General features: G+C 37.3%; 15 protein-coding genes. 9 read left to right on the forward strand and 6 right to left on the reverse strand.

Annotation, left to right across the window (positions count from 1 at the left end; genetic code table 11):
• Positions 1–29: 29 nt before the first annotated feature.
• The 4 genes from H4J52_RS19220 to yeiP all read left to right on the forward strand — a co-directional run bounded on the left by H4J52_RS19220 (position 30) and on the right by yeiP (position 5,172).
• Positions 30–1,307: an HlyD family secretion protein gene (locus H4J52_RS19220; RefSeq protein ID WP_182225400.1), complete on the forward strand. Its 1,278-nt coding sequence runs from the start codon at positions 30–32 to the stop codon at positions 1,305–1,307.
• Positions 1,300–2,007 carry an ABC transporter ATP-binding protein gene (locus tag H4J52_RS19225; protein ID WP_182225401.1) on the forward strand — a complete coding sequence of 236 codons (708 nt, stop codon included), beginning with the start codon at positions 1,300–1,302 and terminating at the stop codon, positions 2,005–2,007. Before H4J52_RS19220 ends, H4J52_RS19225 begins: the two co-directional genes overlap by 8 nt.
• Positions 1,997–4,396 (forward strand): ABC transporter permease, encoded by a 2,400-nt coding sequence (locus H4J52_RS19230; protein ID WP_182225402.1) that lies wholly within the window; start codon positions 1,997–1,999, stop codon positions 4,394–4,396. Before H4J52_RS19225 ends, H4J52_RS19230 begins: the two co-directional genes overlap by 11 nt.
• A 203-nt stretch (positions 4,397–4,599) precedes the next feature.
• Positions 4,600–5,172, forward strand: a complete 573-nt coding sequence (yeiP, locus tag H4J52_RS19235; protein ID WP_182180158.1) for an elongation factor P-like protein YeiP — start codon at positions 4,600–4,602, stop codon at positions 5,170–5,172.
• A 94-nt stretch (positions 5,173–5,266) separates the two neighbouring features.
• Here yeiP and H4J52_RS19240 read toward each other — a convergent pair whose 3' ends face one another.
• Genes H4J52_RS19240 through pspF form a run of 6 tightly spaced genes read right to left on the reverse strand, consistent with a single transcriptional unit; the run spans position 5,267 to position 11,680 of the window.
• Positions 5,267–6,049 (reverse strand): ATP-binding cassette domain-containing protein, encoded by a 783-nt coding sequence (locus tag H4J52_RS19240; protein ID WP_182225403.1) that lies wholly within the window; start codon positions 6,047–6,049, stop codon positions 5,267–5,269.
• Position 6,050: 1 nt separating this feature from the next.
• Complete coding sequence (locus tag H4J52_RS19245) at positions 6,051–7,040, reverse strand: oligopeptide/dipeptide ABC transporter ATP-binding protein (RefSeq protein ID WP_182180162.1); 990 nt, start codon at positions 7,038–7,040, stop codon at positions 6,051–6,053.
• On the reverse strand, positions 7,040–7,933 hold the full coding sequence (locus tag H4J52_RS19250) for an ABC transporter permease subunit (RefSeq protein WP_182180164.1): 894 nt from the start codon (positions 7,931–7,933) through the stop codon (positions 7,040–7,042). The genes H4J52_RS19245 and H4J52_RS19250 overlap by 1 nt, the downstream gene beginning before the upstream one ends.
• Positions 7,923–8,951 carry an ABC transporter permease gene (locus H4J52_RS19255; RefSeq protein WP_182225404.1) on the reverse strand — a complete coding sequence of 343 codons (1,029 nt, stop codon included), beginning with the start codon at positions 8,949–8,951 and terminating at the stop codon, positions 7,923–7,925. Before H4J52_RS19255 ends, H4J52_RS19250 begins: the two co-directional genes overlap by 11 nt.
• Before the next feature lies 1 nt (position 8,952).
• Positions 8,953–10,539, reverse strand: coding sequence for an ABC transporter substrate-binding protein (locus H4J52_RS19260; protein WP_182180282.1), 1,587 nt, complete (start codon positions 10,537–10,539; stop codon positions 8,953–8,955).
• Between the two features lie 49 nt (positions 10,540–10,588).
• Entirely contained in the window at positions 10,589–11,680 is a 1,092-nt protein-coding gene (gene pspF / locus H4J52_RS19265; RefSeq protein ID WP_182180168.1) for a phage shock protein operon transcriptional activator, read from the reverse strand.
• A gap of 191 nt (positions 11,681–11,871) precedes the next feature.
• Between pspF and pspA the strand changes: the two genes are divergently transcribed.
• From pspA to H4J52_RS19290, 5 genes are all read left to right on the forward strand, one after another.
• Complete coding sequence (gene pspA, locus H4J52_RS19270; protein ID WP_182180170.1) at positions 11,872–12,543, forward strand: phage shock protein PspA; 672 nt, start codon at positions 11,872–11,874, stop codon at positions 12,541–12,543.
• A 52-nt stretch (positions 12,544–12,595) separates the two neighbouring features.
• Complete coding sequence (gene pspB, locus H4J52_RS19275; RefSeq protein WP_182180172.1) at positions 12,596–12,808, forward strand: envelope stress response membrane protein PspB; 213 nt, start codon at positions 12,596–12,598, stop codon at positions 12,806–12,808.
• Positions 12,805–13,251: an envelope stress response membrane protein PspC gene (pspC, locus tag H4J52_RS19280; protein WP_182180174.1), complete on the forward strand. Its 447-nt coding sequence runs from the start codon at positions 12,805–12,807 to the stop codon at positions 13,249–13,251. Before pspB ends, pspC begins: the two co-directional genes overlap by 4 nt.
• A gap of 225 nt (positions 13,252–13,476) precedes the next feature.
• Positions 13,477–14,907 (forward strand): YcjX family protein, encoded by a 1,431-nt coding sequence (locus H4J52_RS19285; RefSeq protein ID WP_182180176.1) that lies wholly within the window; start codon positions 13,477–13,479, stop codon positions 14,905–14,907.
• Positions 14,908–14,967: 60 nt separating this feature from the next.
• Positions 14,968–16,011 carry a YcjF family protein gene (locus H4J52_RS19290; RefSeq protein WP_182225405.1) on the forward strand — a complete coding sequence of 348 codons (1,044 nt, stop codon included), beginning with the start codon at positions 14,968–14,970 and terminating at the stop codon, positions 16,009–16,011.
• Positions 16,012–16,101 lie beyond the last annotated feature (90 nt).

The raw sequence follows: 16,101 nt of genomic DNA on the forward strand, positions 1-16,101 counted from the left end.
CTTTTAATAATAAAAGGATTTTATAAAGAATGCTTACTATCCCCACCGATCAAAATAACAAAAAACGAGGGTTATTTGGGTTAGCGTTTTTCATTGGCATCTGCTGTCTTTTGGTTTTATGGCAGATTTATGCTGATAACAATAAAAGTGACAAAGCAGAGCGTTTACAAACTCAAGCACAAATTAGTGTGATTAAATACGGTCAAATTAAGGTCAATGTCGACACCTATGGTCGACTTAAAGCCAAAGTTCGTCGCGGTATTATCGCGATGAGTCAAGGCCATATTAGCGATATTCAATTAAGGCCTGGCGCTAAGTTAGAAAAAGGCGCAACTATCCTTACGTTGACAAATCCCAAGCTCATTAAAGCTTATCAAAATAGTCAGTTAGATTTATTAGAAGAACAAGCAAAAATTGAGAAACTCTCTGCTGAATTATCACTTGCCTATTTTCAGCAAGAAGCTGATATTGAATTGGCTAAAGCCGATCTTTCTATCAATGATGTTGATTTAAAAGCGAATCTCAAGTTACGAGAAACCAATGTGGTTTCTGAGCTAAAGTTGCAAAAAGTAATAATGCAGCGTAACAAAGCGCAAACAAAACTCAATATTGAAACTAAGAAACTATCTACTTTAACAAAAACGCATCAATCGACCAGAAAGGCCGCCTCATATAGAATTAAGCGTGCACAATCAGCCGTAGATATGCTAAAAAATGACATTGATAACCTGTCAATTACCGCTTCTATGGCGGGTATTCTTATTCAGTTAGATGACAAGCTCGAAATAGGGCAGCAAATAATGGCGGGTAGCCACTTAGGTACCGTGGTTGATACTAAAAGCTTATATGCAGAGCTCGTTGTTAGTGCGAGTGAAGCTGATAAAATTCGATTTAATCAAACGGTTAATCTGTTTATTAAAGGTGAAAAAATTGTCGGTTATATTTCCCGAATTGCACCTACGGTTATTAATGGGAGTGTCAAAATAGATGTAGAATTTAAACAAGCTTTACCGAACAGTGCCATGCCTAATATTGATGTTACCGGTGAAGTTAATATAGTTAATATTGAAAAGACGTTTATAGCTAAACGCAGTGTGTTAATTGTCAAACCCGGCTCTGAGCAAACCTTATTTGTTCGCCCTAAAGGCGACAGCTTCTTCTATCGTCAGCAGGTAAATATTGGCGAAATTACTCAAGACGTTATGCAAATTTTGTCTGATATCAACATCGGAGATGAAATTTTATTGACGATGCCAGCACAGTTAAGTCTACAAGATAAAATAAGCGTGGAGCATGTTTATGAGTAAGCCCATTATTGCTACGGATAAGTTGTGTAAAGTCTTTGGCCGTGGCAATAACAAACAGCAAGTGTTAAACAATGTTGATTTTAGTATTTTCCCTGGAGAAATGGTCGCAATAGTGGGGCCGTCAGGTAGTGGTAAATCTACATTACTGTCGATTTTAGGTTTACTTGACGAGCAAACGAGTGGGGACTATCAATTATGTGGTCAAGCCATTGATACGTTATCTACTTTTCAGAAATCTGTATTACGAAATAAGCATATCGGTTGGATTTTTCAAAATTTCAACTTAGTTGGGGATATGACCGTTGCTGAAAATATTGTTTTACCGTTAACTTTTGATAAAACGCTTAAAAAATCTCAATACAGTGAAAAAGTTTCAAACGTACTAAAAAAAGTAGGCTTACTCGAAAAATCAGGTAGTTTCCCAAGTGAACTTTCGGGGGGGCAACAACAGCGTGTCGCTATTGCTCGCGCGCTTATTACCGAACCAGAAATACTGCTTTGTGATGAACCGACAGGTAATCTTGACAGTGAAAACGCTGAGTTAGTGATGCAACTTTTTCATGAATTTCATCAAGAAAACTGTACTATTTTATTGATAACCCACAGCGCTGAAATTTCAGAGCAGTGCCAAAAAATATATCGCATTAATGACGGGAAATTAGTGTTAACGCCAGCAACAGGATTACAAAATGTTGTTTGATATTGTTTACGGTTGGCGCAAGTGGCAAGGGCAACGGTTAAAATGGTTTACTTTAGTGCTTGGCTTAGCTTTGTTTTGTGCGCTTTTTAGCTTAACACTTAACTTATTCAGAGAGATAAATAATGAAAGCCCTAGCTGGGTGGGAAATACCAAGCCTTTAGTCACGATTGCCGCCATAGGTATTTCAGGGCAAATAAAAAAGCAAACACGCTATAATATTGACTTACTTAACAAGCACCCAGCGGTAAACAATATCGCGAGTCTTTCTTTTCAAACAAAAAACATTACTGTTAACGATATAGCGTTTCAAAAAACATCTTTGGCTTTTTATTCAACTAACTTACCTGTACTACTGGAACTGCCAGCGCCTTTTTCAGCCGACTCGTTTGTAAAAAACAACGTCTACATTAGCGATGCTTTTTGGCAGTATCAGCTTAATGGACAAGATAATATTGTTGGTAAAACTTTGCTAATAAAAGGGCAGAAATTATTGGTCGCAGGAGTTATGCCCGCCAATATGAATAACGTGAATCAGTATAGAGTGGATGTTTGGCTGCCTGACAGTTTTTTATCGCTTTATGTGCCAGAGTTTATTCCCGATGCAAAACCTTTTTTAAACAGTAAACCTGACTATTTTGGTTTTGCAGAGTTGTCTAAATCAGTAAATACAACTGATTTACAAGAATATTTTCGTGAGCAAATTGACACTTATCCTAATCATGAAGCGATATTTGTTAAAGAGCATGATGCCCCGTGGTTAATTGCGGGTATAGAATTAGACCCTGAAGCAAAAAAAGTATTGATCGTTCAATGTTGGACATTAATTTTTTTGATCGCCAGTTTTGGTTTTATTATTTTTAGTACAATATTTTCAATATATAGCCAACAATTGATTGACCGAAAAGCAGAGTTTTCTTTAAAAATAGCACTAGGCGCTAAAGTGTCTGATTTAGTAAAACGTTGTCTTGCTGAAAATTTTATGATGGCATTAACCTCTGTGGTCTTTAGTATTTTTTTTATTTTTTTACTTAAATCTATTTTACAAGATGGGATTTTATATCAACGTTATTTCTCTAGCGATTTTGAACTTAATTGGTTTAACTGGTTTGTATCACTGGTTATTTCTCAGTTGTTTTTTTTCAGCTGTACCTTATTGCCGCTATTGAAACTAAACCGTAATAATAGCTTTAGTCGCTCGTCACTAGGCAGTAAAACAAAGTTACAAACCCTGTTTTCTCAAGGTAATTTAGTGTTACAACTGTGTATTGCTACTTTAGCTTTTGTTTTTACGACCAATGTTTTTATCAGCGAATGGCAAAAACAACAAATAGATTTTGTGAACCCAGCTGTTATTTCGTTTAACTCTAACAAAATAAAAGATGCACAAGTTTACCTGAGTGAGCAACAAAAAAAAGGTGATTGGAGCAATCAAAAGCAGGTTGAATTAGCTATCGCTTATAATCCCTTTACTAACTTAGATGACAGTAGCCTCAGTTATAACTTAACAGCGGATGCTACAAATGATGGTTTTAATGTCAGCGGTACTTACGTTTCTAGCAATTACTTTTCGGTATTAGACATACCTATTGTGGTAAACGGTATATTTACTAAAAACACTTTTGCTATTAATATCGCTTTTGCTGAGCAACTAAAATCTCAAGGAATGATTGCAGCAGAACAACCTTTATCTGCACTTATCGGTATGCCTATTCAGGTAAACTCATTTCCAAGTGCTTCATATTACCCGATTGCGATGATCACCGAAAATGCGCCACATCATGGTGTTGGAAAGGGTAACCCTGTTGTTTATCTGCATTACGCGAATATCCATCCAATGATCATTTATAAAGTGTTACCGATTTTTTTTAGTAAAGAAAAGTCAACTCAAGAAGCATTAAACGTTATTAATAATTGGGTAAAGCATGAAACGGTTAATGTAAATCCATATCAACTACAATCAACATTAAAAGCGCAAATATTTGCTTTGAATTTAGGGGGGCGGCTGTTATTTGTCACCAGTGGCTTTATGGCACTTATTATTTTAGTGTTACTCGCCTTAACTTTGTATTATCAGGTTAAAGCAAATTTAATGAGAGAAAAAAATAAATACGGGGTGATGCTGGCATTAGGTATTAACCAACCTGCGTTATTTTTACGTATTTTTAAAAAACTATTATTGAGTTTAACGATGGCGTTACCCATGGCCTGGATGGTTTTGCAAAGCCTAGAAAGTGTAACTCAAAGCTACTTGTCAATTTCGCTACTGCTGATGAGCAGTTTTTTAGCGTGTTCATTTTTAGTGTTCTTATTCGTTTTACTTTTTGGTGGTGGTGCAATAATCACTTTAATTCGTTTGCCAATAAGCACTTTACTGACACAACAAGAGTAATAAAACACCGTGTTTTGATACAAAATTAGTGAAGAATACCAGGGGCAGGTAAATATATAGTTACCATGCGTGTGGGAAACTCTTGGAAATCGTTAAACCTCAGTTTATAATCATTAAAAGTCGATAAATTGGCGAGCTAAACATTTTTATCCTGTGAAGTTCTTGATATTTGTCTCCACATTTAATTTTAGGAATTATTATCAATGCCAAAGGCCAGTGATATAAAGAAAAATGCTGCTGTAGAGCACAACGGAAAAGTATTTATTGTAAGAGATATTGAGCGTTCAGTTCCTCAAGGTCGTGCTGGTGGTAGTCTATATCGCATGCGTATGTACGACGTAGTCACTGGCGGTAAGATTGATGAGACGTTTAAAGACTCAGATATGCTTAATTTTGCTGACTTAAGCCGTCGTCCTGCTATGTTTTCATACATAGATGGTGACGAATATGTATTTATGGACAATGAAGATTACACGCCATATAACCTAAATAAAGAGAGTATTGCTGAAGAAGCTTTATTTATTTGTGAAGACACCATGGGCTTGTCAGTGATTATTGTTGATGGTGTTGCGGTTGGTGTTGATTTGCCACCAAGTGTTGAATTAGTCATTACAGAAACTGACCCGTCTATAAAAGGTGGGTCAGCAACAGCACGTACTAAGCCCGCAATTTTATCTACGGGCTTAACGGTTCAAGTACCTGAGCATATTTCTACAGGTGATAAAATTAAAGTAAATACAGAAGAACGTAAATTTATGGGTCGCGCAGAAAAGTAAATAGCTAACCCGTTTTACTCATTATTTAACGTATAAAGCCAGCATTACGCTGGCTTTATTTTTGTTAAAAATCTATTTAACACACGCTAACTTTTTACTTATGCAGTAATTGAAATCTTTGGTTTAAAATAAGTTTTTTAGTATATTGATGTTTTGGCTTCTTCAGAATAACCGAGGTTTCGCCCATCTCCATCACTTGCCCTTTACTTAAGACCATTATTTTATCGCTGAAATGTCTAACAATACCTAAGTTATGAGAAATTAAAATATAAGCGAGTCCCATCTGTTCTTGTAAGTCGAGTAATAAGTTAATCATTTGTGAGCGTAGAGAGGGGTCTAGTGAAGCTAACGCTTCATCTAGTATAATGACCTGCGGTTGCAGTATTATAGCCCTAGCTAACGATATACGTTGTTTTTGACCACCAGAGAACATGTGTGGATAAAAATTCATATGTTCAGCCAGTAAGCCTACTTTTTGTAATGTTTCTCGAATTAAACAGTGACGGTCTTCTTCATTTAATTTTGTATTGAGCAGTAAAGGTTCGTTGAGTAGTTGTCCGATGGTTAAACTTGGGTTTAACGTTGTACCGGAGTCTTGAAATATCATCCGAATATGCTGACATCGTTGTTTAAAGTCTCCCGGCTGTAATGTTTGCCCATTGAGTTTAATACTGCCCGTAGTGGGAAGTTCAGCACCTACTAATAACTTTGCTAAGGTTGATTTTCCTGAGCCTGTTTCACCAACAATAGCTAATGTTTGGTGGGCTTGTACTTCAAATGATATCGGTTCTAATGCGGTAAAGGCTTTTCTATCAAACCAATTACGGTTCAATTTAAAAGATTTACTTAAGTTGTTAACCTCTAAGAGTGTCGGCATTTTAATAACTGTCCTTTAATGAAAAATGACAACTAAACTGATGTCCATGGTAATTAGTGACTTTGGGTGCTATTACACATTCTTGTTGAGCTCTGGGGCACCTAGGTCCTAGTCTACAACCGATAGGCAAATGTTGTAAAATAGGGATACTACCGGGTAATGCCATGAGCCGCGATTTGGCAGGTAAGCCCCTGTTTGATTTTGGGCTACTGTCGACAAGCGCGCGGGTATAGGGATGGAAAGGTTGTTCAAATATATGTTTAGTGGTTCCCGCCTCCACAAATTGCCCGCTATACATCACTGTAATGGTATTTGTCCAATGAGTGACATTTTCAAGATCATGGCTGATTAATAATATCGACATATTTTTGAGTTGATTCAAACTGGCCAACAAACGAAAGATTTGTCCTTGATTTGTACTTTCCATTGCCGTAGTCGGTTCATCGGCAATCAACAAAATAGGGCGTTTAGCTAGCGCCATAGCGATCATCACTCGCTGACATAAAGCATCATTAAGCTGGTGAGGATATTTTTTTAAACAAATTTTGTGCTGTTTTATACCCACTTTATGCAACAGAGTCATGGCTGTTTCTTTACGTTGTCGGTTTTTCTGCCAAAAATAACCACTTAACTGCTCGCCATCAACAGCCTCAGTAAGCTGCTTTCCTATCGTCATTGTTGGATCTAGACAGGCCATCGGTTCTTGAAATATCATCGCCACATCTTTTGAAATAATGGCTTTGCGTTCATCTATCGATAAACGCATCAAGTCTTTGCCTCGCCAGTGAAATCTATCTGCATCTACTTGCCACTTGTCATCAAGTACGCCAATAATAGCTTGTGCAAGTAATGACTTCCCTGATCCAGATTCTCCAACTAATCCACGAACTTCGCCTTCTTTCATCGTTAAACTGACACGGTCAACAGCTAAAATAGGATTAGTCGCCGATTTAAGCACAATAGAAAGATTTCTAATATCTAAAAGATTCATTAAGCTTCCTTACTGACTTTAAGTGCGTGTCTCATACCTTCACCGACTAAATTGGTTGCAACCACGGCAAACAAAATCGCTAACCCAGGTAAATATACTGTCCACGGGGCAATGTAGAATAAATCAATACCATTTTTTAGCATCGCGCCCCATTCAGCCATAGGAATTTGTGCGCCAAGACCTAGGAAGCCTAAAGCCGCAATATCAAGAATGGCTGCAGACTGGGCCAGTGTTGCTTGGCTAATCAATTTCTCTAGAATATTTGGAAATACGGAATGATATAAAATTCTAAATGAACTTGCGCCATCTAAACGAGAGGCGAGCACATAATCTTTTCTGAATTCTTGGGTAACCGCATTACGGGTTATATGCACAAACTGTGGGATCAACACTATTATTATTGCCCATAAGGTGTTGCTTAAGCCTGGCCCCAAAATAGCCACAATGACAATCGCAAGCAATAAAGAAGGAATAGACAGAATGACATCAAGAAAATGGTTAAGAAAACTCGACTTTATGCCTGATGTTAACGCGGATAAAGAGCCAATCACTAAGCCAATACCTAAAGAGATAAGTACCACTACAAAGCTTAGACCAAAGGTGAGTGAAGTGCCGTGCATTAAACGGGACAGCATATCTCGGCCTAAATTGTCAGTCCCTAATAAAAAACTCACGTTGCCATCGTCGTTCCAGGCTGGTGGTAACAGCAAAAAATCCAAGTGATTTTCAACCGATGTATAGGGCGTTAATAAAGGGGAGAATAGAGCTAATATGGTTAAGAAAATAAAACAACTAAAGCCAATCATCACCACGGGTGTTTCTTTGAAGTTATGCCAAAGCTGTAGCAAGGGAGAAGGAAACTCTTCCTCTAAATATATTTTATCACGTGCCATGACGACTCTCTCTTGCTAACGGGTTAAGTGCTGCATAGATAAAATCGATGACAATATGCACGATAAAAATAAAACTAGAAAGCACTAAAAGCCCACCTTGAATTGAGGTGTGGTCTCGTTGAAAGATACTTTCTATTAACCAACGACCAATACCTGGCCAACTAAAAATAACTTCAGTGACCATTGCAATGGTCACTAAGTTCGCGAATTGTAAACCAACATCTCGAATAACATGCACCATGGCATTTCGTATCGCGTGATGATAAATGATTTGCTTAAAGCTTAACCCTTTTGCTTTAGCGGCACGAATGTATTGGCTGTCTAATACATCCATCATTGCCGTACGGGCTAAGCGAACAAATATGGTCGCAGGCGCTAAGGCAATGACACAAGCGGGTAGAAAAATATGAGCACTTGCATCTTGAAAGGCTTGCCACTTGTAAGGACTATCACTTAACAATATATCTATAAATTGTATGCCAGTAACATGTTCAATTTCAAAAAGTAAACTAAGTTGACCTGCTGAGGGTAACCAACCTAACTGGATAGAAAAAATGAGGATCGCGAGTAAGCCTAACCAAAAAACAGGAATCGAATAACCAATCATCGAGATACTTAAAATTATATTATCGGTTGCTTTACGATGGTTGATTGCAGCAATAAAGCCAATAGGAATACCAAACAGCATGGCAATAAAGAGTGCTACTAAGGTAAGCTCTATCGTTGCTGGTAAAAAGCTCATGATTTCGGTACTAATAGATAATTGACTCGCCATTGAAATGCCTAAGTCACCTTGAAAAAGATGACTTATATAGGCAAAGTACTGTTGAAAAATATTGTTGCTAGTTTGGTATTGTTCAGCTAAAACAATGAGTTGTTTAGGTGTTGCATTGACTTGACCAGAAATATTAATTAATTGGTCTCCAGGAAAGAGAAAACTTAAGCTGAAAGACAGCAACGTCAGTAAAAATAAAGTAAAAATAAATAAATTAAGGCGGCGTAGCGTAAATATCAGCATATCAGTTTTTACTCACCTTACTAAAGTCGATACCACCAAAGGGAGACAATAATTGGCCTTTCACAATGTTTTTTCTCGCTTGAAATCGTTTGGAGTGAGCAATGGGAATTAGTGGCACTTCAGTAGAAATAATCGCCAACGCTTGGCTATATAACTGCTTTCTTTGAACTACATTAGTCGTTTCTAAGGCTTGTTGTATTAAGTTGTCAAAATCCTCATTACACCAAAACGTTCTGTTGTTACCACTCTTAGCCGAAGAACAACTTAATAAGGGGGTAAAAAAATTATCAGGATCAGGGTGATCTGCCGACCAGCCTAATAATACACTTTGATGTTCACCTTTTGACAACTGTTCCAGAAAAGAACCCATATCGAGAGAGTTTTCAATCAGTACTTTTATGCCTATTTTCTTTAGATCGGCTTGAATCAATTTTGCCATAGTAACAGCGTCAGGGTTGTATGCTCGCTGGACAGGTAAAGCCCATAAATTCATGGTAAAACCATCAGGGAAACCTGCTTCGATTATTAATTTTTTTGCTTGGGATAAATCGTAAGTTTGAGGCCGGGTATTTTTGTCATAAGCCCATGAAGTTTTTGGTAATAAACTATTTGCTATATCAGCTTTTGAGCGATAAACCGTATCAATAATAGCTTGTTTGTTTACTGCAAGTGCGACAGCTTGTCGAACTTTTACATCATTAAAGGGCGGTTTGAGTGTGTTAAAACCAAGGTAGCCAACATTAAAAGACGTGACGGCTTCAAGCTGTAATTGAGGTTTACTCTTTATTTTTTTATGGGCAATAGGAAAAGCAATAACATCACATTCACCCGCCAATAACTTTGTTAATCGACTAGTGTTACTAGGGGTTATATCAAACACAAGTTGCTCAAGTGTACTGGGCGTATCCCAATATTTTTTATGGGTTGCGAATCGAATATAGGCGCCAGGGCGATATTCTTTTAGTTTAAAAGGACCCGTACCAATAGGTAAGGTGTCTATGTCCCGCTTAATATTTTTTAACACTAATGTATCAGCATATTCTTTTGACAAAATAATGGCAAAGTCACTTGCTATATTGGCTAAAATTGAGCTGTCAGCATACTTAAACTTAAAGCGAATGGTATAGTCATTGATTTTTTCAATACTCTCAACAACAGTAGAAAAGCTTACACTTTGAAAAAAGGGATATTTACCCCCCGAAACTTGATGAAAAGGATGTTTAGGTAATAATATTCGGTTAAAGCTAAAAAGTACGTCATCAGCATTGAAGAATCGTGTTGGTGTAAAATAATCTGTTTGATGAAAGGCGACATCTTTACGTAGATAAAAAGTGATCATTTTACCGTCACGTGTCACATGCCAAGACTTAGCAAGCGATGGTGCGATGGTGTTATCTTCACCCCGAAATGAAATTAATCGGTTATACAATTGATTTGAGGTTGCATCAACCGTTGTACCTGAGGTAACCGTTTGTGGGTTAAAACTTTCTGGAGAGCCTTCTGAGCAATAGACAATACTATGGTCACTCAGTGATTGATCCTTGTCGACATTACATGCCGAAACTAGGCATAAAATGGGCAAGAACATGGCCTTCAATGAGCGTTTTCTAACAGCGAATATCGACATATAAACTTAACTACCCTTCGTCTACAGCACTTTCTAATAAGTTATATTTCTTTAAATAACCTCTTAGTTGATGATAGGTTAATTTGAGTGCATCGGCAGTTTTCTTTTGATTATATTGGCAATTCTCTAAAGCGGATTGAATTAGGTCAATCTCATAATCCTGTGAGAGGTCTTTTAATGATAAAGGAAACGCTAAAGATTTGCTGACTGGCAACTGTTGCTGAATGATTTCTTTGCATTTCTTTTCGCTATTACTTTCATCAATATTTTGAACGGGTACCGTTACTCTATCTTGAGTTTTGATACGCTGAGAAGGTCGATAGGGCGATTCAAAGGGGTCAATAACAAGATCATGAACGGGTAAATGTGGATTATTACAACGGTAAACACTTCGTTCAACAACATTTTTCAATTCACGCACATTACCTGGCCAATGATATTCAAGCATTGAACGCTTTGCTTTTTCGGTAAAACCACTAAAAAGCTCAAATTCTAACTCTCGGGCCATATTAATCGCAAAGCTTTCAGCCAACAAAAGTATGTCTTCAATACGTTCACGAAGTGGCGGTAGGGTGATAACGTCAAAGGCAAGGCGGTCTAGTAAATCTGCTCTAAACTCACCCGCATCCGCTAACGTGGGTAAGTCTTCATTTGTTGCGGCAATTAAACGAACATTTGTGCGAATAGTTCTTGATCCCCCAACGCGTTCAAATTCTCCATATTCAACAACTCTTAAGAGTTTTTCTTGAATCAGACCCGACGTATTGGCTATTTCATCTAGAAACAATGTGCCGTTGTCTGCTCGCTCGAAACGACCTTCATGGCGTTTTCCTGCACCGGTGAATGCGCCACTATCGTAACCAAAGAGCTCTGTTTCTAATAAGTTTTCATTTAATGCTGCGCAATTAAGCTTTAAATAATTTTGATCCCAGCGTTTAGATAAGTAATGGAGACGAGCAGCTATAAGCTCTTTACCCGTACCTCTTTCACCAATAATAAGCACCGGTTTACTCAGTTGAGCTATTTGTGATACTTGCTCTAAAACTTCAAGAAAATTATTTGCTTGTCCAAGAAGATTATCCTTTTGGTTAAAACGCGACATCGCTTGACCTAATAATTGGTTTATTTCACTAACAAATAGTGTATTTTATTAATCATCAGGTTTGAAGTGTTTTTTTTAATTATAATAACTTTATTTAAAACAGAGGGTTAAGTTAATAATAAAACTTGGCGCAGAACATGAATAAAGCATATTAGCAAAATTAAATAAAATAATTGAATGAGGAAGTTATTATGGGTATTTTTTCTAGGTTTACAGATATTATTAATTCGAATATTAACAACCTGTTAGATAAAGCAGAAGATCCTGCAAAAATGGTTAGATTGATCATTCAAGAAATGGAAGACACTTTAGTTGAAGTGCGTTCTTCATCAGCTAAAATTTTAGCGGATAAGAAAGATTTAGCTCGCCAAGCTAGTCGTTTTGAAAAAGACGAACAACAATGGCAGGAAAAAGCAGAGTTAGCGTTAAGTAAAGGCCGAGAAGACTTAGCAAGATCTGCGTTAATCGAAAAGAAAAAGTGTGGGGAAAACGCAGTATCACTTTTAGATGAATTGACACACGTTGATGACCATATTGCGAAGTTACAAAGTGAGATTTCACAGTTACAAGAAAAGCTAGCTGATGCGAAAGCGAGACAAAAAGCGATAATCATGCGTGAGAAAACAGCAACTTCTCGCTTAAAGGTTAAAAAGAATATCGATAGTGACCGCGTTAATGACGCATTGAGTCGTTTTAATAGTTATGAACGTAAAATTGATGACATTGAATCACAAGTTGAATCTCTTGATTTAGGCAGCAAATCGTTAGCCGATGAAATTGCTGACTTAGAATCTGATGAAAATATTGACGATGAATTAGCACAATTAAAAGCTAGAATGAAATCAGAGAAGAAAACTAAGTAATTTAGTTTGTATTGAATAACGAATAAGGAGAAGTATCGTGGAACAACTTATTATGATTCCAGTCATCATTTTTATGCTACTGGTTGCCCCTATTTGGTTGATTTTACATTACCGAAGTAAACGTCAAATAACCCAAGGTTTTAGTGAGGAAGAGTACAAGCAATTATCAGAACTCTCCGAATTAGCGGATAAAATGACCGATAGAATTAAAACGCTTGAAGCCATTTTAGATGCTGAAACACCAGACTGGAGGAATAAGGTATGACAGACAAGCGTCGAGGTGAATTATACCGAAATTCAAGCCAAGGAAAAATTGCAGGTGTCTGTGCTGGCTTAGCTGATTACTTTGGTTGGGAAACATGGTTAGTGCGCATTTTGGTTGTGTCAGGTGTTTTATTAGGTATGGGATGGTTTATTGTTATTTACATTGCTGGCTGGTTTATTTTGGATAAAAAGCCAGGGACATTGAATAAAAAAAATCAACAAACTCACTCTCAATATGCATCACCAAGGGACTCTGCAGAAGCTGAACTTTCCTCTGAATCAATTAAAGTAAAGTCTCGTATTTGGCAGTCAGGAGAGCCACCAAAGCAAGCTTTTCAAGATATTAGGCAAAAATTTAAATCATTAGAAAGAGAAGTACGTGCGATGGAACATTATGTGACCTCACCAGAGTTTACTGTTTCGCAAGAAATTAATAAGCTGTAAATATACTCAAATAAAAAGCGGCATTTGCCGCTTTTTTACGAGTTGACACGGTATTAAATCATTTTTAGTTTCATTGAAAAAGGGCCAGATAACCTGACTCATCGTTGTTGTTACATATGCTAAATAACTACCTTTTATGGCTGTGCCTTGAATTGAAATTGCTCAAGCACTTTGAAACCTGTATCTTGAGTTGTAACAGGTTTATAACTTTCTGTAAGATAATCCATGGCACTTATAAATAAAAAAAACTTAAATAAATTAAAACAAAAAGCAAATGACTTATTTAATCGAACGCTTGACCAACATGTTACCTTAGCAGTGACAGGGCTTAGTCGTAGTGGAAAAACAGCCTTTATTACTTCTTTAGTCAATCAACTTGTTAATGAAGGTAATAACTCACAATTAGGTTTTTTTAATGTTGTTCATCAAGGGCGATTTATTGCGGCAAAAAGAGTTCCTCAAAAACACTTACATATTGGCCGCTTTGAATATGACCGCGCTATGACAGCGTTTTCACAAATTGAGCCAACATGGCCTGAACCTACCCACGGTATCAGTGAAATGCGTTTAGCTATTCGCTATAAGCCAAAAGATTCTCTATTGAAATATGCGAGTGATACTGCAACTTTATACCTTGATATTACCGATTATCCAGGAGAATGGTTACTTGATTTACCGATGTTAAATCAAACGTTTGAACAGTGGTCAAAACAAACAACCGCATTATTACTTACCGAGCCAAGATTTAAATCAGCTGAAAGTTTTATCGAGAAAATTAATCAAATAGATCCCTTTGCAACCGTTGATGAGCAAATGCTGGCTGATCTATCCAAAGAATATACTCAGCTTTTATTACACTTTCGCCACGAACTAGGTATGTCGGTTATTCAGCCAGGTCGCTTTATTTTACCGGGTGAATTAGAAGATGCCCCTATTTTGCAGTTTTTTCCTTTTACACACTTTGAGAAAATAGATAAAAATGCTTATCAAAATGCCAGTGACGATTGCTTAATAGGCATGTTAAGAGCAAGGTTTATCGAATACAAAGAGCGCGTTGTTAAAGCTTTTTATAAAGAACACTTTGTTCATTTCGACCGACAAATTGTCTTGGCTGACTGTTTAACACCACTGAACAATGGCCCTGATAGTTTTGCTGATTTGAAAATGGCAATGACTATGATCATGGAAAGTTTCAGTTATGGTCAAAGCAGTTTGTTCTCTCGATTGTTCGCACCCAAAATAGATAAATTATTATTTGCTGCGACTAAAGCGGATCATGTGACACCTGAGCAACATAAGAATTTAGTGCGCTTACTCGACCAGTTGGTTTATCAAACTAAGCATCAGTTAAATTATGATGTGATAGAAATGAAAACGCTGGCACTCGCATCCGTTAAAACGACACAAGCAGGTACGAGTCGTTATCAGGGACAAGACATTCCGGTACTTCGCGGCAAACGTTCTGAAAACGGTGAACTTATTACCGTTTTTCCTGGCGCGGTACCGAGTAAATTACCCGAGCAAGATTTTTGGCAGAAAGAGACTTTTAACTATATAAAATTTGCTCCTTTAGAACCTGTTGGCCAGCATGAGTGCCTACCTCATCTGCGTATGGATCAAGTAATGCAATTTTTACTCGGAGATAAAATGAGATGATAGACCCTCAAATAATTCATATGGATCAAGTGATGTGGTTTTTACTCGGAGATAAAATAATTGAATGAACTTGATGAAAAATATCAACAGCAAATTCTTTTTGAAAATGATGAGTTAATCACAAAGACTAATAATCTACCTGCAAACGGGCAACAAGTCATTGTAGGTAATGACGACTGGCAAGCAATAGAAGACTTATCGCTAGTAAAGCAAGGTTATTTAAATGATGACAACCCGAAAGAAAAATCAAAGCCTCGTTGGCTATGGCGGGTTATTGGCAGTGTTTTTGCAGGCGTTGTTATTGTAGAAACGTTTAATTTTTTTCAACAGGGTTTTGCCCAATCGCCGATATTAGCCGCGATGTATGGCGTTCTGTTATTTGGCTTATCAGTGGTCGTTGGTTCCACGGCAATACGAGAATATTCAGCGCTAAGGCAATTCAAAAGGCAGCAACGTACGAAAGCTAACGCCCAAAACATATTATCAGCTGAATTAGGTTCAAACAGTAAGGTTAATGCAAAAGCATTATGTGAAAGTATTTCAGCCAATTTACCTTGTGACTTAATGTCTGAACATGAAAAAAGCTGGCAATCATTGATTAAAGAAGAATACAGTGACGAAGAGCTACTGCAATTATACTCTCGTGAAGTCTTAACAAAGGTGGATGAAAAAGCGCTTGCTGAAGTGGCTAAGTTTTCAACTGAGGCGGTGGTATTAGTTGCGTTAAGTCCGATTGCACTTGTTGATATGATGCTGATGTTTTGGCGGAACTTACGCATGATAGACAAAATTGCCGCTCTTTATGGTTTAAAAATCGGCTATTGGAGTAGGATCAAATTAATTAAACAGATATTTGTTAATATGGCTTACGCTGGCGCAAGCGAGTTAGTGATTGATCTAGGCGCTGATTTGGTTGGGGCTGAACTGTTAGGAAAACTATCTGCGCGAATGGCGCAAGGGCTCGGTGCGGGTATGCTAACGTCACGTTTAGGGATCCAAACCATTAAGCTTTGTCGGCCTATTCCTTTTGAAGAAAACACACCCAAAGTAGCTCAAGTGAGAAAAAAAATACTCAGTCAAGTAAAAAAGTTACTAATCAGGTAGTTTTAATCTGTGCGAACCTTAAATGACTTGTTTTTATCTCTATGATTTAATTAGCCATTGTTTTTATATTTACATTTTTGTAATTTTTTC

The sequence above is a fragment of the Colwellia sp. MB02u-14 genome (genome assembly GCF_014076915.1).
Classification (GTDB): domain Bacteria; phylum Pseudomonadota; class Gammaproteobacteria; order Enterobacterales; family Alteromonadaceae; genus Colwellia_A.

Excerpts from the sequence above, each read along its gene's own strand:
- H4J52_RS19220 (WP_182225400.1), top strand. The coding sequence starts at position 30 with ATGCTTACTATCCCCACCGATCAAAATAACAAAAAACGAGGGTTATTT.
- H4J52_RS19225 (WP_182225401.1), top strand. The coding sequence starts at position 1,300 with ATGAGTAAGCCCATTATTGCTACGGATAAGTTGTGTAAAGTCTTTGGC.
- H4J52_RS19230 (WP_182225402.1), top strand. The coding sequence starts at position 1,997 with ATGTTGTTTGATATTGTTTACGGTTGGCGCAAGTGGCAAGGGCAACGG.
- yeiP (WP_182180158.1), top strand. The coding sequence starts at position 4,600 with ATGCCAAAGGCCAGTGATATAAAGAAAAATGCTGCTGTAGAGCACAAC.
- H4J52_RS19240 (WP_182225403.1), bottom strand. The coding sequence starts at position 6,049 with ATGCCGACACTCTTAGAGGTTAACAACTTAAGTAAATCTTTTAAATTG.
- H4J52_RS19245 (WP_182180162.1), bottom strand. The coding sequence starts at position 7,040 with ATGAATCTTTTAGATATTAGAAATCTTTCTATTGTGCTTAAATCGGCG.
- H4J52_RS19250 (WP_182180164.1), bottom strand. The coding sequence starts at position 7,933 with ATGGCACGTGATAAAATATATTTAGAGGAAGAGTTTCCTTCTCCCTTG.
- H4J52_RS19255 (WP_182225404.1), bottom strand. The coding sequence starts at position 8,951 with ATGCTGATATTTACGCTACGCCGCCTTAATTTATTTATTTTTACTTTA.
- H4J52_RS19260 (WP_182180282.1), bottom strand. The coding sequence starts at position 10,539 with ATGTTCTTGCCCATTTTATGCCTAGTTTCGGCATGTAATGTCGACAAG.
- pspF (WP_182180168.1), bottom strand. The coding sequence starts at position 11,680 with ATGTCGCGTTTTAACCAAAAGGATAATCTTCTTGGACAAGCAAATAAT.
- pspA (WP_182180170.1), top strand. The coding sequence starts at position 11,872 with ATGGGTATTTTTTCTAGGTTTACAGATATTATTAATTCGAATATTAAC.
- pspB (WP_182180172.1), top strand. The coding sequence starts at position 12,596 with ATGATTCCAGTCATCATTTTTATGCTACTGGTTGCCCCTATTTGGTTG.
- pspC (WP_182180174.1), top strand. The coding sequence starts at position 12,805 with ATGACAGACAAGCGTCGAGGTGAATTATACCGAAATTCAAGCCAAGGA.
- H4J52_RS19285 (WP_182180176.1), top strand. The coding sequence starts at position 13,477 with ATGGCACTTATAAATAAAAAAAACTTAAATAAATTAAAACAAAAAGCA.